Raw genomic sequence first — 15,432 nt, 5'->3', positions numbered from 1 at the left:
CTAAAATCAAGTCCATGGTCCTTTCTGAGTCTACGGCTCTAATTCCTTGCTGAAGTTCGTCAGGTTTTAACATCTTTATTACTTCTTCAATAGAAAAATAATCAGAAAACTCACCAATATGAACTTATGTTTTATGGTTGAGTTCTTTAAACGGCTTTAAATTTTTATTTGCTTCTTTTTTTTATAAGTCAACGCCATTAAATACACTACTTTTAATACACGTTATCCCATCGCTATATACTTTGCCCAATGATAAATCCTTATTAATTCCAATATCAGGATTAAGGATAATTCGAGAGCTATACTTTGACTTCAATTCTATAACAGCATCAATAACAGCTTCTATAGAGTTATCAAAAAAACGAGCAAGACCTATATCTAGACTTGCCTCTAATAAGGTTACGTTATCATCTATACTACTCTCAATAGCCATCTCCATAAATGTAATAACTTCCTTTTTTGTGGTCATTACGGAATTAAGGTTGTTGTAAATAAAATCGATCATACCTTCAAGCCCTTTATAGGAATTAGGGATTATAAAAGTACTGTCTGAATATTGCTGAGCAAACCTCTATTTAGTACCTCCTAAATGCAAATGGTTATGAATATCTGCTTTAGGTAGTTTTAAAAATTGATCTCTTATATTTTGCATTCGCCTATTTTTGAATAACTTGAAAATTAATACATGATTTATATAACTGTTAATATAAGAGAGAATAAAATGAAAAGAGGTAAAATAGCGAGTCCAATTGCTAAGAAGCGAAGTGACATATTTACATTTTTGAATTTAGTAGTTGCTATTTTGGCTTGAATGAGAACTTGTTGCTCCATATGATCAAAACACTGAGTTCCATCAGTACTTACTTCGTATAATTTTTTTGAATACTCCGTAATGCTCCCAAATTTTGAAATAATATCTCCACAAAAGAACACATTAGGATCATAATTATTTTAAATCCTTGTAATAAAGCTTCTTACGATACAATAAATAGAGATCACAGTGTATAAAATCTAAGCTCCCAATAAAATAAACAGCAACAGATTACCACCAAATTGTTCTTTTGTTTGCTCAATATTCTGATAAATAAAATCGAAAATTATACCGTAAAAAGATAAAATTAAACCTGCCTTTAGTTCAGAGCATCGTATCAGATTAACAAGATACGTTATGGTGTGCCAATAATGGAAGGCTAAGTCTCTATCTTGTTTTTCTTTAGTTGATCCTATATCTATGTTGGATTCCTTATCTGTTTCCATATTGGTATAGTTTTGATAATGATTGGTTCAAAAAGTTCATTTTACAAAATTATATATTCAATTTAGAAAGGCATATTAATTCATACGAGACCGTATTTTTATTTTTGAAATTAGTATGTATTATCTTGGTGTCTCTAAGGGTGCCGTAGTTTTTAACAATAGCAGACAGCAGATCTGCTTTTCTAGAGAGTAGTATTCAAGTATACTTCTCATCGGAAAACGTTTTGCTTAATAAGTTATAGGGACAAGAATCCAATAGGTTTATTAGTCACGCCTATTTTTCAGAAATTTTTGCATCATTAATTTTTGCATTCATTTCTTTTAAGCGCGTCTTTCGCAAATCGGCGTCTTTTTTTAACTTATTTTTTTTCTGCGCCATAAGCCTTGCGTGCTTGGCTTTATTTTTTGTGTTTTTTGCACTTCCTTTTTTTGACATAAGCTATTTATTTCCCAATACAGAAGTTAGCAAAAATATTACCTAGCAAATCATCATTGGTTATTTCACCTGTTATTTCTCCAAAATGATATAATGCTTGTCGTATGTCTATCGCCATTAAATCACCAGAAAGCTCTATATCAATACCCTCTTGGACCTTGTTAATCTCTTCAAGCGCTTTTAGTAAGGCATCGTAGTGTCTTGTATTAGTTACAATAGTCTCATTATTACGAAGGGCACCTGTGTTTACAAAATCAAGTAAGATGTTTTTTAAATCTTCTACGCCTTCACCCGTTTTGGCTGAAATAGTTTGTAGTTTATAGTTTGTGATTTGTGGATTTTTGGTTGAAAATTGCGCATTGATATTTTTGTTTTGTTCTTGGCTAACTTGATCAATTTTATTAGCAATAACTAACAATTTTTTCTGTGGATATTTATTTTTAATTTTCTCAATTTCAACCTGAAACTTTGAACCTGAAACCCTGAACTCGCGCGCATCAAATAAATAAATGACTACTTGCGCTTGTTCGATCTTCTCAAAGGTTTTTTTAATTCCTAAGCCTTCAATAGTATCGGTTGTTTCTCGTATTCCTGCAGTATCGATAAATCGAAAACCAATACCACCAATGGTTAGTTCATCTTCTATAGTATCTCTAGTAGTCCCTGCGATATCGCTAACAATGGCACGTTCTTCATTTAAAAGTGCATTTAATAAGGTAGATTTCCCAACGTTTGGTTCCCCCACAATGGCTACTGGAATTCCGTTTTTAAGTACATTTCCGGTAGCGAAAGAATCTATCAATCTTTTCAAGACAAGCGAAATCTTAGAAATGAGCTTTTGAAAATCATTCCTATTCGCAAATTCAACATCCTCTTCGGCAAAGTCTAATTCTAATTCGATTAATGAAGCAAAATTTAAAAGCTCTTCTCTAAGTTTTGAAATTTCAGTAGAAAAACCGCCACGCATTTGTTGTATGGCTAATTGATGGCTTGCTTCGTTATCACTAGCAATAAGATCTGCAACCGCTTCCGCCTGACTTAAATCTATTTTACCATTAAGGAATGCCCGTAATGTAAATTCTCCTGCCGTTGCCATTCGCGCACCTTTTTGCAGGCATAACTGTATTATTTCTTGTTGTATAAAAGGGCTTCCGTGGCAAGAAAACTCAATGACATCTTCTCCCGTATAACTATTTGGATTTTTAAACAAGGTGGCTAACACTTCATCTATAACCCTATTTCCATCTGCAATATGTCCTAAGTGTACTGTGTGCGTAGCTTGGTCAACTAAAACTTTTTTTGAAACTGAAGTAAAAACGGTACTTGCAATGTTAAAAGCGGTACTGCCAGATAATCTAATTATGGCAACAGCTCCCGCGCCAGAGGCAGTTGCTAATGCCACGATAGTCTCTTGATGATGTATGGTTTCTTGCAAGTTTGATATATTATAAGGGTGCCTACAAAAATACATATTATAAATCTTTAATATAGAAGATAGCTGCTATTGAAGAGTGATCATTTTTAGAATTATACCACCCATTTTTAAACCGCTACTAATCGACTTGTGTTAAAAATATATTTAATTTGAAAGTATCAATGTAACATTCCATTTGTTTTTCTACCTGTAGAGTATTGCTAAAACATTTAAAAATACAGTGGAAGTACTTGACCAAACGTATAGCGCCAAAAAAGAAGGCAGGCAACTTTTAGTTATTACACATCTTTTACAATTACTAACGTATGTTACTGGATTTGGAGGTTTAATTGCACCACTAGTAAAATGGGCGACTAAAAAAGATGAAATACAAGGAATGGATCTTCACGGTAAACAAATTATTAATTTCCAAATAACCTTAATCATTATGGCGCTTGTAAGTATCCCAATGATTCTCTTATTAGGTCTTGGTATTTTAATGTTGATTTTTCTTTGCTTTATTGGTTTTGTAATGCCAATGGTCAATGCTATTAAAGCAAGTAATGGCGAAGACCCTAGCGCATTCTGTACAATTCAGTTTATCAAATAATTGATTATAAATTAGTCCAAAAAAAAATCCGTCATTATGACGGATTTTTTTGTTTATAGATTTTAATTTATTCCATAATCAACTTTTTTGTTGAAACAACCTCCGTGTTATTTTTTAGACTAACAAGATATACACCACGTGTACTTCCCATCATATTTACTTTAATAGTAGCCGAGGTACCATTAATTTTCTGAGTATATATTTGACGTCCTAGGTAATCATAAACGACTACATCTGTAATTTCCATAGCATTGGTGTAATCAATATAAAAAATGCCTCCTGAAGGATTTGGATACATTGTAAATTGTGTGTTACTTATAATATCATCATTGCCTAAAACAATGTCAGTAGGCGCATTTCCGAAAGAAATTAAATAAGACGAAACAATTAAATGTGGATTAAAACCATCATTACAGTTATCACAAGTTTGGCCTGTGACGCAATCCGGATTGTTAGGGTGGCATAAATCTGAATAGCCCTCATCAAAACGGTATCTTAAGTTTATATCAGATTGTTGAACGAATGGAGTCATATCAAAATCAAAAAATTGCGCAATACTTCCAGGACACCAGCCAGCTCTATTAAAACGCCAAGTACCATTTTGAGGACTACACCCATCTGGGTTTGGATCGCAATCTACCCAATTGTTTTGCTCAAAAGTTTCAGTATTATTTACTAAAATATCATGGGTGTTATTTTGAAATTCGGCGGCATTTCCAGTATTGTTTGCACCCCATCCGTGACCAGAAGACACTAATTTTATTTTCGCGTTTTCGGTATTTGCAGAGAAGTTGGCAGTTATATGCGCTGTAGGTTGCAAGTTTGCCATATCACCAAACTGGTAGGTTTGGTACCATAATTTTGATACCGTACTGTATGCATTTTCAGGAACACCTGCTTGATAATTTAGTAATAGCGTATATTCAAAACCATTTCCTTGGGTTCCTAAACTCACTCTAAATTTTGTTTTTCCAGTAAGTAATGAGCTAAAATCGGTTAAGTCTATTTCGCTTTGACAGGCGACTCCATAAGGGGTAAGGTACCTAATAATTTCAAACCATTCTCCATCTTTACCTTGTGCCTCAACAGATGATATTCTATCCCAAGGGTCACAACCTCCAGTTGGACAATCTATTACAAGGGTTCCTAAAATTTGATCAAAAGCACCAATAGAACTTGGTAAATCAGACTCGACAGTCACGGTAGGGATATCTCCTTTTACCCAAACTTGATCTGTAGCCATTACCGTTATGTTTGTTGCCTGTTGCACCATATCAAAGTTTTGAATAGCCGTAGTGCTTTCTCCATAATTGTTAGTTCCTTCTATTTCAAGGTCAAAGTTTCCATAACTTGTGGGGGTCCACCAGCCCGAAAAGAAACCATTCTCATGGTTTACCAGCGTAACGACTTCACCGTTTATTGTAGCAATAATTTCAGCTACCATAAATAATTCTGGAAATTCAATGGAAGTTTCTACAGCGATTTGCAAAGGAATAAGTGAGGGCGCAAAAACGTCTCCATTTAATGGATGCAGCACTTTAGATTCAACAAGAACCTGTGCTGGGTCTAATACTTGAAAGGTTGCAAAAATATCCTCGGCTGGATCCCAATCTGCATTCCCCGCTTGACTCGCCTTAACGGTAACTTCTCCTGGAACACCATCTAAAGTAAGCGTATTTCCGGCAACTGTTGCAGGTCCTGAAATAACCTCAAACGCAATAGTGAGGCCAGAAGTCACAGTAGCTTCTAGTGCAAAAGGCACATCTGAAATTAGTTTATTAGGAACTGGAGTAAAATTAATGGCTTGAAAACCAGATTCCAGCGTACCGTTAAAGTTTGAAGTTTCTCCAGTTAATGCGAAATTCATTAAGTTTGAGTTCTTATCCGCAACACCACTATTGTCAAGTAATTGCATGATATTGGTATTGTTTCCTGCGGGTGTTCCTTGGTTAAACTTATAGTATATTTCTAAATTGGCTTCATTACCTTGTAACTCGTTTGTAATCATTGTAGCGATTTCAGCCTGACTTAGTGCTTTGCTCCATAGGCTAACTTCGTCTGCAGCACCGCCGTATATAAAGTTAAATCCAGGTTGTAAACATTTTCCTACTGTAAAAGGACGTGTTGTAGATTGGAAGGTTCCTGATGCATCGCTACTTCCAATGGAAACACCGTCTACAAATAATGTTACAGTAGTTTCATTAAAAACCCAAGCAATATGCTGCCAAGTTCCAGCTACTATGGTTCCTGCTGGCGCAACAACTTGATGCAACCCTGTACTGGTAATGACTCTACATTCTATAATACCATCACTTAATTGGATGAGATACATCTCTCCAGCACCTGTTCCACCACCTCTAATACTCATCATTCCTTGCCCATATACCAACGCATCTGTATTAAACCATCCCGTCATAGAAATGGTATTTAAACCATCCACAAAAGCAGCGCCATTAGGGAGTTCTGTATAATCATCTACCCCATCAAAATGAAGATATTGATTGGTTTGTGATTGTGCAATGAACGAAGTACACAGTACTAAAAAAATAAACAGGGACTTTTTAAAGTTGAATTTTTCCATCGTATGAAGACTATTTAATTGGTTGGTTTTTAACAATAACCGAAAATATGAAAATCTTACTAGTTGTGATATGATTATACGTTAAAATTTAAGTGCTAGTGCCCTATGCCTCTCTTTAGAAAAAATAAGATACCTGAAAACTGGTGAAATAATTTCTTGGCTCCCCTGGATAGAAATACCTAGGTGAATTCCCTCCAAAAGACGAAGCATTTATAAGAATAGAGGAAGCGTATGTCTCATCTGCTAGATTATTGATCCCTGCGGAAATGGTGGCCGTAAGAAAATTATAAATATTCGTTTTATATCCAGCCAATACATTAACTATTTGATAAGAATCGCTGTACAATGAATTTGAATCTGTAATGGGTTGAACTCCTATGTATTGATAATTTGTAGAGGCAAAGAAGCCAAGATCGTGCGTAACTCGAAATCCTGTGGCTATTTTTTCTCTTGGAATCCCTGTCAAGCCATTCCCAGAAAAATCACTATCGCCATCTACAAAGTCTACAAAGGTATGTGCATTGAATTCTGAATTTACATAAGCAGCTAAAGTAAGTTTCTCACCCAAACTGTCTTTATAGTTTATGGATACTTCCAATCCTTTGTGTTCTGTTTTTCCTGCGTTTCGCCCAATAAATTGATCGTCTCCCACCCGTTCTGCCACCAATAAATCTTGAATGGATAGGAGGTAGGCTGCTACTTGTATTTGGAGTTTGTTATTAAAGAATTTGGTTTCTGTCCCTATTTCATAATTCCATCCTTTTTCAGGGCTTATGTCTGGATTGATAACACCTTCTGGAGTTAGGGTTTCTTCAATACTTGGATAATTAAAACCACGACTCCCGTTTGCGTAAAATGTAATGCTGGAGTTTAGCAGGTATAAAAGACTAAGATTAGGAGCGAGGATCGGGTCAAAATTTCGGTTGGCACTTTTATTTTCGGTTCCTAAAGTAAATAAATCTGAATATGAGTACTGGGTCTTGTTTATATTCAACCCCACTTCAGCTTTAATCTTTGCGCTAACGGGAAATTTTGCGGCGCCAAAAATATTAAAACTAGTTCTCTCTTCTTTGTTATCACTTAACATTTGACCTTCTAAACTGCCAAAGCCTGCATTTTCTTCATATCTATTTTCAATGGTTTCCCAATTATAAAAATCTTGATTCCATTCAGTTCCTAGGCTTATGATTGTTTTTCGGTTTCGGTTAAAAAATTCTTTGGCAAAAATACTTCGAGCGCCATAGCCATTGGTGTGTTGATCTAAAATATTGAAAGGTCTGGGTTCGTAAGAATCTAAATAAGAATAATAAATACTGGTCGTATTGCTAACACTTTCAGAAATTTTTGAAGTCAAACTCAATCCCGCAAGAACAGACCTGTTGTCTTTAAAACCTTTGGCCTGCCCCCAAGTAAAAGCTGCTTGCGAGGGATCTACATCAAAATTTTCTTGAGATAAAGAACTGGCTATTTCAGCATAGGTATTAAAATGCTGAAAAAGAATACCCAATGAAAAGGTATCGTTCAACCTAGAATCGATAGTAAGTAAATAACTATTTCTATTATAGGCATTATTTTCTCGATATCCATCTAGTTGCAAATGCTCATAACTATAATGAACACTTAAATCATCATCTTCTACCACAAAATTAGTGGTGTGTTTGAACAAGCCAAAAGAACCCACTGTAAAATAATTGTGCAGCGAAAAACCATCTGCCTCAGGTTTGTTTGTTGACAGTAACAAAGTGCCTCCTAGATTGCTACCGTATTGTGTGGCTTTAGGTCCTTTTACGATTTCTAAATTTCCTATAGTGTTCGTGTTATAGCTATCAATGGTGGTTTCTCCTGCGCCGTTTGTAATTGGAATCCCATTAAAATAGGCACGTATTTTATTAGTGCCAAAAAGCGTCCGCGATCCCACTCCGCGAATCGTAATCCTATTGGTATTAATTGCGCCACTTTGTATATAAACCCCAGTAGTTTGATTTATAACGTCCACCAAATCTACAGGACTAAATTGTGCAATAGCCTCTTCAGAAATTTGAGAAGTGGGCACTAAAACACCACTCTCTTTTTGAAAGGAGGCAGAAAGTATTACCGGTCTTAAGGACGTGGCGCTGCTCACCGAATCCTTTAGTGTTTTTTGCGCAGAACTGTTAACACAGAAAATAAAGAGCATACTACATACCAAAAGACCTTTTTTCATGATAAAGTGAAAATACGCAAAGTAAGAACATTTAGAAATGCATAGACATAAAAAAATCTTCCGAGTTGAGAGATTTTATTTTTTAAAAATGTTCGCTTGATTCAAAATCCTTGATTCCAGTTATCGCCATCATAGCCAGAAATGCGTACGTGTCCAGAATTAGTTCCATTTCCATCATTTCTATTTGCTCCAACGGCCATTATAGTGCCATCTGCACTTAGACTTACGGATTCACCTGAAAAATCATCAGCAGCCTCCCCATCAATATCCCGTCCTAGTTGTGTTTGTGAGATATTCAATAGCGGGCAGCGTAGTAATAACCCAAAAAGTACTATGCAGTGTTTGTGTTGTTGTTTTATCATCATTTTTAAGTATTTTAAAATTATTTTTTATGAAAATACTTTATAGTTGTAATCACAACAAAAAAACGTTGTGAACCATCCTTTTTTGTTAGGTAACGACAAAATGTTAAAAAAAAACAGGAAAGACAGTATCTCGAAATAGGTTGTTCTTATAGACGTTTTTACCTAAAAAACAGGAAGAAAAACCTGCGGTTATAAAATTTGTTATCGCTATTCAACAAAAAAATCAGGGGCAAATAAGTCAAATAATTTGTCAAACTAAGTTTGTTGCTGTTATTAAACAATTGGTTTTAAATTGTCTTTTAAAATGTTTAGGGTAACGCAAGGTAGGAGTAAGCGGTATTACTTCTTAGTTTGACAGGACTCCTTTAAATAAAATAAGCTCCCCAAATTGGAGAGCTTATTCTATTTTACTAAAATCCTATCTTATGCTTCTTATTTTCAGCGAAGGAGGGAAAACCTAGTTGTTCAACATCACTGGCATCACAAGCATAGTCACTACTTCGCCTTCATCAAGACCATCTGTAGGAGTAAGAATTCCTGCACGGTTTGGCAAACTCATTTCTAACGATACTTCGTTGCTGGTGAGATTGTTTAACATCTCGGTTAAAAAACGGGAGTTGAAACCTATCTGCATATCATCTCCCTGGTAATCGCAAGTTAAACGCTCTTCTGCTTTGTTGCTGTAGTCAATATCTTCCGCAGATACATTTAGTTCTGCTCCTGCAATTTTTAAACGTATTTGGTGAGTCGTTTTATTACTGAAAATAGAAACACGACGCACACTGTTTAAAAATTGGTTGCGGTCAATTGTTAATTTATTTGGATTCTCCTTAGGGATTACTGCCTCGTAATTAGGATATTTCCCGTCGATTAGACGACAGATCATTTCTGTTTTGTCAAAAGTAAACTTTGCGTTGCTCTCATTATATTCAATCGTAACTTCATCTTCGCTACCGGCTAAAATACCTTTTAAAAGATTTAAAGGTTTCTTAGGCATGATGAATTCTGCTGTTTCTGATGCGCTAATATCACTTCGAGTGTATTTAACTAGTTTATGAGCGTCTGTAGCAACAAAAGTTAACCCATCTGTATTAAACTGAAAAAAGACACCACTCATTACAGGTCTCAAATCGTCATTACCACTGGCGAAAATAGTTTTACTAATCGCAGTGGCAAGAACATCACCTTGCAAAATAGTTGCTGATGGATCTTTTAAAGTTACAGGCTGCGGAAAATCTTCGCCAGCTGCATACGCCAATGCGTATTTACCGTGGTTAGAACTAATCTCTACCGTGTTATTATCTTCGATAGTGAAGGTAAGTGGTTGCTCAGGGAAGGTCTTTAATGTATCCAACAACAATCTTGCAGGAATACAAACTACGCCACTTTCTGAACTTTCTACATCTAAAATGGAAGATACCGTAGTTTCTAAATCTGAAGCAGAAACCCTTAACGAATTATTATCCAAATCAAATAAGAAATTATCTAAAATAGGAAGTGTGTTGTTATTGTTTATAATACCTCCTAAAACCTGAAGTTGCTTTAAAAGATACGAACTGGATACGATAAATTTCATGGGTTGTTATTTCTTTATGATAAAAAAATGATTCTAAAACTATAACTCAAGCTACCTGTGCTGAGCGCAGTCGAGGTACAAATATATCTCAATTACAACGTTACTAAAAACTAACTTATTAACAGTTAGCATGCATATTTGCGTTTTCTATAGTAGTTAAAGACTCCTCCAAAAATACCTAATAAAACCAATGGCAACAAAAGGTTAATAGCCTGCCAAAAGACACGGTCGTTTTGTGCTTTTTGTGGGTCGAGAAAAGGGATGGTAATTTTCTTTGTACGTATGTTTATAAGTCCTGTGTCATCCAATAAATAGTTGATACTATTGAGCAGAAAATCACTGTTTCCATACATCGTCTGGGTCATTTTATCAAAACCCGTGGGTAGGGGTCTGTTTTTGTCAAACTGATTTTTTATAAGATCACCATCACTAACCACAATCATTTTTGTGGGGACACTTTGATCCTTTAAAATGGATTTATCTTTTATTTTGAACGGCTTTACCCTGTTTTTTAAAGCTGAAGTAAAGGTTCCTTCAAGCAATACAGCGAGCGGTATTTCTCCAGCAGAAAAGGCTTCTGGATTAGGACCTTCGTTTACATATTTTAAAAACTGAGGGATGTATAGATCAAAGTTTATTTCCAATGGCAGGATGTTAAAACTAGTGAGTGGTGAGCTGCTTAGTAAAACTGTTTTTTTAACATCGGTATCCAATACGTCTATGGGCGCCGCATATTCAAATTTTACCCCTTCAATATTTGTGACAATGGGGTGTGATTGTGCGCTTGCGACCAGCGGATAGAAAAACCAAGGATATTGCTGGTATTGGGAGTCTTCCTCAGTGCCTTGTGCTAAAACAATGGGAGCACTGTACATATCCTTTACTAGCGTAGGGTTTATACGAAGACCATATTTAAAAAGCAAATCGTTGAGTCCTAAATCATTGGCCACCGCATACATTTTACCTGTTTGTGGATCTTGCTTTTGTTCTATAACATCCAGAAGCCACAGGGATGCACCACCATTCATAATGTATTGATCAAGCACATATTTTTCGGCATCAGTAAATGCTTCGGTAGGTTTTGCTATTACGACGAGATCAAAAGTGGTAAGTTGCTGCAAGGTGCGCTCAGGATTTTGAGAAACACTGTCTAAAATGAAGGGTGCAATACCGTAATATTCTCTTGTAGTTTTTAAGAAACTGGCAATTTGTTTGTCTTCTAATTCTCCGTTTCCCTTAAGAACAGCCACGGTTTTGCTTTTTGCGTTAATAAGTTTGTTAAAACCATCAGCAAAAGCGTATTCTAAATTTTGAATAGAATTATGTACCCGCTCTTGTGAAGTAGCACCCAAAGTATTTTTTAACAACGGAATTTTAACGGTTTTCCCATTATAATAAGCCATTGCCCAAGGATAAATTCTTTCTATGGAAATTTTTCCATTATCACGCACTTGTACTTCCGCAGGAATAAGACCGTTTTTGAAGAATTCAGCTTCAATTTTTTCGAGATTTTCGGTGCTTTCTAAAGGATTTATAAATTCAAATTGAATGTTTCGGTTTCTAGCTGAAAACTCATTGAGGAGTTGTTTGGTTTCGGCTTGAAGTCGCCTAAATTCCGCAGGAAATTTACCTTCTAAGAAAACATCTATGATCAAGGGTACTGCTGCTTTTTCAATAATTATTTCCGTAGCCTTGGCAATTGTATAGCGTTTGTCTTGTGTTAAGTCAAATCGTTTGTAGAGATATTGACTCAAGACATTTGAGAGTACTACTACCGCAATTAATACAGCGACAAATTTTATGTTTTTGGAGGCTATCAATATGTGTTTTTCAGTTTTAAAACAGTTGCACCTAAAAAGACAATAGCAATACTTAAAAAGTAAACAATATCTCGTGTGTCCAAAACACCTCTAGCAATACTGTCATAATGAAATTTAAATCCAAGTTGCCCAATAAAGCTATTTGAACTTGTTAAGGCATTCATTGCGTCAAAGCCATAATAAAGGAAGAAACAAAGCAAAAATGCTACAATGAAAGATACAATTTGATTGGAAGATAGGGTAGAAGCAAATACGCCAATGGCGGTATAGGAAAGTACTAAAAAGAACAATCCAATATAAGAACCTAGGGTACTGCCTAGGTCAAAATTTCCTGCAGGATTTCCAAGGCTAGAAATCGTACTTACATATAATAGGGTAGGGATTAAGGCAATGATAATTAGCAAAACGGCACCCCAAAATTTGCCTAAGACAATTGTTTTTATGGACAATGGTTTTGTTAGTAAAAGCTCTAAGGTACCTTGTCTTAACTCGTCACTAAAAGCACGCATGGTTACTGCCGGTATTAAGAAGAGCAGCACCCAAGGAGCTAAGTCGAAAAATGGAGCTAAATCTGCAAAGCCACTATCCAGAATATTAAAATCACCTTCAAAAATCCATAAGAACAAGCCATTAATAATAAGGAATATCCCTATGACCAAATATCCAATTGGACTTGAGAAAAAGGAGGTTATTTCTTTTTTAATGATAGAGAACAAAAGGTTATAAGTTTAAAGGTTTATATGTTTTTAGCTTTAAGCTGCGTTTTCGGTTGTGAGCTTTTAGTTTTGTGTATTGGTTTATGATTCAAGTAGTTTAGAAGTCATTTTCAATAAATTATATTCTCCATTAAAAGATTTCGACTACTGGCTACCGGCATCCAGCACGTCCACACTCCAAGCAGCGGCTTTAGAACGAAACATTGGTTTTGTTGTTGCCCAAACACCTTTAAATAATTCGCTATTTCTATAATTTTCTAAATGATCTTCATGTTGCCATTTACTATAAGTAAAAAATATAGTTGGGTCGTTTTTGTCTCGTAACAACTTCAGATATTCACATCCTTCAAAATTACGAATCTTGCCCTTTATCTTTTCAAAATTAGCAAGAAACAGGGATACCATTTCTCCTTTAAACTCCATTTTCACGATTCTTGTAAACATATAATTGGGATGCTTTTAATTAAAATTAAGAACAATAGTATCTCTATATGCCAATCCAAATAAGGTGGACGCGCTGCCCACGGTTGCCGGATTGCTTTTGTAAATAGCAAGTTCTAAATATTGAGAAGAATTCCATAAGGCTATTTTTTTACCGTCTTCATCTCTTTTTTCAACAGGTTGTTCAAAGTTTATAGCATCACTATAGTGGCTATGGATTTTATCAAAACTAGCGGTTCGAGTAGCAATTTTAAATTCTCGTCCTTTCCCAACCTCTTCAAACAGTGACTTCTTGATATTTGTAATAACGTTGCCATAGTTATCAATATAAATTACACTGCCAATAATTTGATTTGCTTCTTGATTCACTTGTGGTCGTATGCCTCGTATTTCTTTAATTTCAGAAATAGGTTTTCCAATGACCTCTAGCGTTCCGCCACGAGCAATATGACAGGCAACTTTTACAAAAACGTCTAACACTGGGAAGTTTGAGATAATCCGATCGTGAATATTAATTTCAACAATCTTTTCTGGATTAATATCGTTGGTTAACATCGAAATAATTCCATTGTTAGCACACACAAAATAATGACCGTCAAGATAGGCCGCTATGTGTTTGTTTTCAGGATTAAACTCGCTGTCAATACCTATAATATGTATCGTTCCTATGGGAAAGCTTTTGTACGCATTTTGAATTATATATGCCGCCTCTGTAATATGAAATGGTGAAACAGAATGCGAGATATCAACAATTTTAACGCTCTCTAACTCGGTATAAATAGCCCCTTTTACTGCACCCGCAAAGTGATCTTTTTCGCCAAAGTCTGTAGTTAAGGTTATTATGGGCATGTATTTGTTGATATTTTGTTGACAGTACTGTTACAAATTTAAACTACTTTTAGTTCTATAAAAGTATATTTACAATGAACTTATAATAAAGTATTCATCTTAAAATCAGAACCGCTTTTGAACGAACTTATTATTGAACTAACTGAGATTAATCCTGGGGAATTCTTCGGGAATCAAAATTCGAATATTAATCTCCTAAAAAATTATTTTCCGAAACTTAAAATTGTCGCTCGAGGCAGTAAAATAAAGGCCTATGGCGATGATGATGTGCTTGAAGAGTTTGATAAACGCATTACAATGCTCTTAGAACATTTTACAAAATATAATAAAATTGATGAGAATGTTATGGAGCGTGTTCTTTTAAGTCGGAGCAAAGCAGATTATGAAACCACTGCTAAAAGTGGGGAAATATTAGTTCATGGAGTTAGTGGAAAACAAATTAAAGCAGTCACCGCAAACCAGCGAAAGCTAGTTGAATTAATGGGTAAAAATGATATGGTTTTTGCAGTAGGTCCTGCGGGAACGGGTAAAACATATACAGGTGTTGCCTTAGCAGTTAGAGCACTCAAAGAAAAACAAGTTAAAAAAATTATCTTAACACGTCCTGCAGTAGAAGCAGGAGAAAACTTAGGATTTTTACCAGGAGATCTCAAAGAAAAATTAGATCCATATATGCAGCCTTTGTATGATGCATTGCGAGATATGATTCCGCATGAAAAGCTAGAAAGCTATGTTGAAAAAGGAGTAATTCAAATTGCTCCAATGGCTTTTATGCGTGGGAGAACATTAGATAATGCCTTTGTAATCTTAGACGAGGCTCAAAATACAACGCACGCTCAAATGAAGATGTTTTTGACGAGGATGGGAAAACACGCAAAATTCATGATTACCGGAGATCCAGGGCAAATAGATTTACCCAGACGTGTAATTTCTGGATTAAAAGAAGCGCTCCTAGTTCTTAAAGATGTTAAAGGGGTAGGAATAATTCATTTAGACGATAAAGATATAATTCGTCATAGACTCGTTAAAGAAGTTATTTCAGCTTATAAGAGTATTGAAAATTTAGATTCGTAAAAAAGAGTTTAAAAGTTAGCAAGCAATCTTTTAAAAAAAGTACAACTTATAAATTCATAAACGATAAACGTGTTCGTCTTTTCTAAACGT

15 protein-coding genes are annotated in these 15,432 nt (G+C 35.2%); 2 read left to right on the top strand and 13 right to left on the bottom strand.

Features of this window, described 5'->3' with window-relative positions:
• Positions 1–181: 181 nt before the first annotated feature.
• The 5 genes from ABXT67_RS15350 to mnmE all read right to left on the bottom strand — a co-directional run bounded on the left by ABXT67_RS15350 (position 182) and on the right by mnmE (position 3,116).
• Positions 182–505, bottom strand: a complete 324-nt coding sequence (locus ABXT67_RS15350; protein ID WP_415374907.1) for a hypothetical protein — start codon at positions 503–505, stop codon at positions 182–184.
• A 185-nt stretch (positions 506–690) separates the two neighbouring features.
• Positions 691–933 (bottom strand): hypothetical protein, encoded by a 243-nt coding sequence (locus tag ABXT67_RS15345; protein ID WP_415374906.1) that lies wholly within the window; start codon positions 931–933, stop codon positions 691–693.
• 78 nt (positions 934–1,011) lie between these two features.
• Positions 1,012–1,257 carry a hypothetical protein gene (locus tag ABXT67_RS15340; protein WP_415374905.1) on the bottom strand — a complete coding sequence of 82 codons (246 nt, stop codon included), beginning with the start codon at positions 1,255–1,257 and terminating at the stop codon, positions 1,012–1,014.
• Between the two features lie 274 nt (positions 1,258–1,531).
• Positions 1,532–1,693 (bottom strand): hypothetical protein, encoded by a 162-nt coding sequence (locus tag ABXT67_RS15335; RefSeq protein WP_415374904.1) that lies wholly within the window; start codon positions 1,691–1,693, stop codon positions 1,532–1,534.
• Positions 1,694–1,700: 7 nt separating this feature from the next.
• A complete protein-coding gene (gene mnmE, locus ABXT67_RS15330) occupies positions 1,701–3,116 on the bottom strand; it encodes a tRNA uridine-5-carboxymethylaminomethyl(34) synthesis GTPase MnmE (RefSeq protein ID WP_415377012.1) in 1,416 nt (471 codons plus the stop codon).
• 232 nt (positions 3,117–3,348) lie between these two features.
• Between mnmE and ABXT67_RS15325 the strand changes: the two genes are divergently transcribed.
• On the top strand, positions 3,349–3,717 hold the full coding sequence (locus tag ABXT67_RS15325; protein ID WP_415374903.1) for a DUF4870 domain-containing protein: 369 nt from the start codon (positions 3,349–3,351) through the stop codon (positions 3,715–3,717).
• A gap of 67 nt (positions 3,718–3,784) precedes the next feature.
• Here ABXT67_RS15325 and ABXT67_RS15320 read toward each other — a convergent pair whose 3' ends face one another.
• The 8 genes from ABXT67_RS15320 to ABXT67_RS15285 form a co-directional block, all read right to left on the bottom strand.
• Complete coding sequence (locus ABXT67_RS15320; protein WP_415374902.1) at positions 3,785–6,298, bottom strand: LamG-like jellyroll fold domain-containing protein; 2,514 nt, start codon at positions 6,296–6,298, stop codon at positions 3,785–3,787.
• Between the two features lie 115 nt (positions 6,299–6,413).
• The gene (locus ABXT67_RS15315; RefSeq protein ID WP_415374901.1) at positions 6,414–8,420 is read right to left on the bottom strand and encodes a TonB-dependent receptor domain-containing protein; all 2,007 of its coding nucleotides are present in this window, start codon (positions 8,418–8,420) and stop codon (positions 6,414–6,416) included.
• A 182-nt stretch (positions 8,421–8,602) separates the two neighbouring features.
• Positions 8,603–8,866: an FG-GAP repeat protein gene (locus ABXT67_RS15310; RefSeq protein ID WP_415374900.1), complete on the bottom strand. Its 264-nt coding sequence runs from the start codon at positions 8,864–8,866 to the stop codon at positions 8,603–8,605.
• A 457-nt stretch (positions 8,867–9,323) separates the two neighbouring features.
• Positions 9,324–10,442 (bottom strand): DNA polymerase III subunit beta, encoded by a 1,119-nt coding sequence (gene dnaN / locus ABXT67_RS15305; RefSeq protein ID WP_415374899.1) that lies wholly within the window; start codon positions 10,440–10,442, stop codon positions 9,324–9,326.
• 125 nt (positions 10,443–10,567) lie between these two features.
• Entirely contained in the window at positions 10,568–12,262 is a 1,695-nt protein-coding gene (gene gldG, locus ABXT67_RS15300) for a gliding motility-associated ABC transporter substrate-binding protein GldG (protein ID WP_415374898.1), read from the bottom strand.
• Complete coding sequence (gene gldF / locus ABXT67_RS15295) at positions 12,259–12,978, bottom strand: gliding motility-associated ABC transporter permease subunit GldF (protein WP_415374897.1); 720 nt, start codon at positions 12,976–12,978, stop codon at positions 12,259–12,261. The genes gldG and gldF overlap by 4 nt, the downstream gene beginning before the upstream one ends.
• A 144-nt stretch (positions 12,979–13,122) precedes the next feature.
• Positions 13,123–13,422 carry a putative quinol monooxygenase gene (locus tag ABXT67_RS15290; protein ID WP_415374896.1) on the bottom strand — a complete coding sequence of 100 codons (300 nt, stop codon included), beginning with the start codon at positions 13,420–13,422 and terminating at the stop codon, positions 13,123–13,125.
• Between the two features lie 15 nt (positions 13,423–13,437).
• Positions 13,438–14,268 carry an SAM hydrolase/SAM-dependent halogenase family protein gene (locus ABXT67_RS15285; RefSeq protein ID WP_415374895.1) on the bottom strand — a complete coding sequence of 277 codons (831 nt, stop codon included), beginning with the start codon at positions 14,266–14,268 and terminating at the stop codon, positions 13,438–13,440.
• A gap of 117 nt (positions 14,269–14,385) precedes the next feature.
• Here ABXT67_RS15285 and ABXT67_RS15280 point away from each other — a divergent pair, with 117 nt between their 5' ends.
• Positions 14,386–15,342, top strand: a complete 957-nt coding sequence (locus tag ABXT67_RS15280; RefSeq protein ID WP_415374894.1) for a PhoH family protein — start codon at positions 14,386–14,388, stop codon at positions 15,340–15,342.
• Positions 15,343–15,432: the final 90 nt, after the last annotated feature.

This window comes from Patiriisocius sp. Uisw_017 (genome assembly GCF_047731265.1).
Lineage (GTDB): Bacteria > Bacteroidota > Bacteroidia > Flavobacteriales > Flavobacteriaceae > Patiriisocius.
Note: the sequence above shows the minus strand (reverse complement) of the source record. Positions and strands in the feature narration are given on the sequence as shown.

What these genes read in the sequence shown, in the direction of transcription:
- ABXT67_RS15340 (WP_415374905.1), bottom strand. Translation starts at nt 1,257, where the DNA reads ATGGAAACAGATAAGGAATCCAACATAGATATAGGATCAACTAAAGAA.
- ABXT67_RS15290 (WP_415374896.1), bottom strand. Translation starts at nt 13,422, where the DNA reads ATGTTTACAAGAATCGTGAAAATGGAGTTTAAAGGAGAAATGGTATCC.
- ABXT67_RS15350 (WP_415374907.1), bottom strand. Translation starts at nt 505, where the DNA reads ATGATCGATTTTATTTACAACAACCTTAATTCCGTAATGACCACAAAA.
- ABXT67_RS15320 (WP_415374902.1), bottom strand. Translation starts at nt 6,298, where the DNA reads ATGGAAAAATTCAACTTTAAAAAGTCCCTGTTTATTTTTTTAGTACTG.
- ABXT67_RS15310 (WP_415374900.1), bottom strand. Translation starts at nt 8,866, where the DNA reads ATGATGATAAAACAACAACACAAACACTGCATAGTACTTTTTGGGTTA.
- ABXT67_RS15285 (WP_415374895.1), bottom strand. Translation starts at nt 14,268, where the DNA reads ATGCCCATAATAACCTTAACTACAGACTTTGGCGAAAAAGATCACTTT.
- ABXT67_RS15335 (WP_415374904.1), bottom strand. Translation starts at nt 1,693, where the DNA reads ATGTCAAAAAAAGGAAGTGCAAAAAACACAAAAAATAAAGCCAAGCAC.
- dnaN (WP_415374899.1), bottom strand. Translation starts at nt 10,442, where the DNA reads ATGAAATTTATCGTATCCAGTTCGTATCTTTTAAAGCAACTTCAGGTT.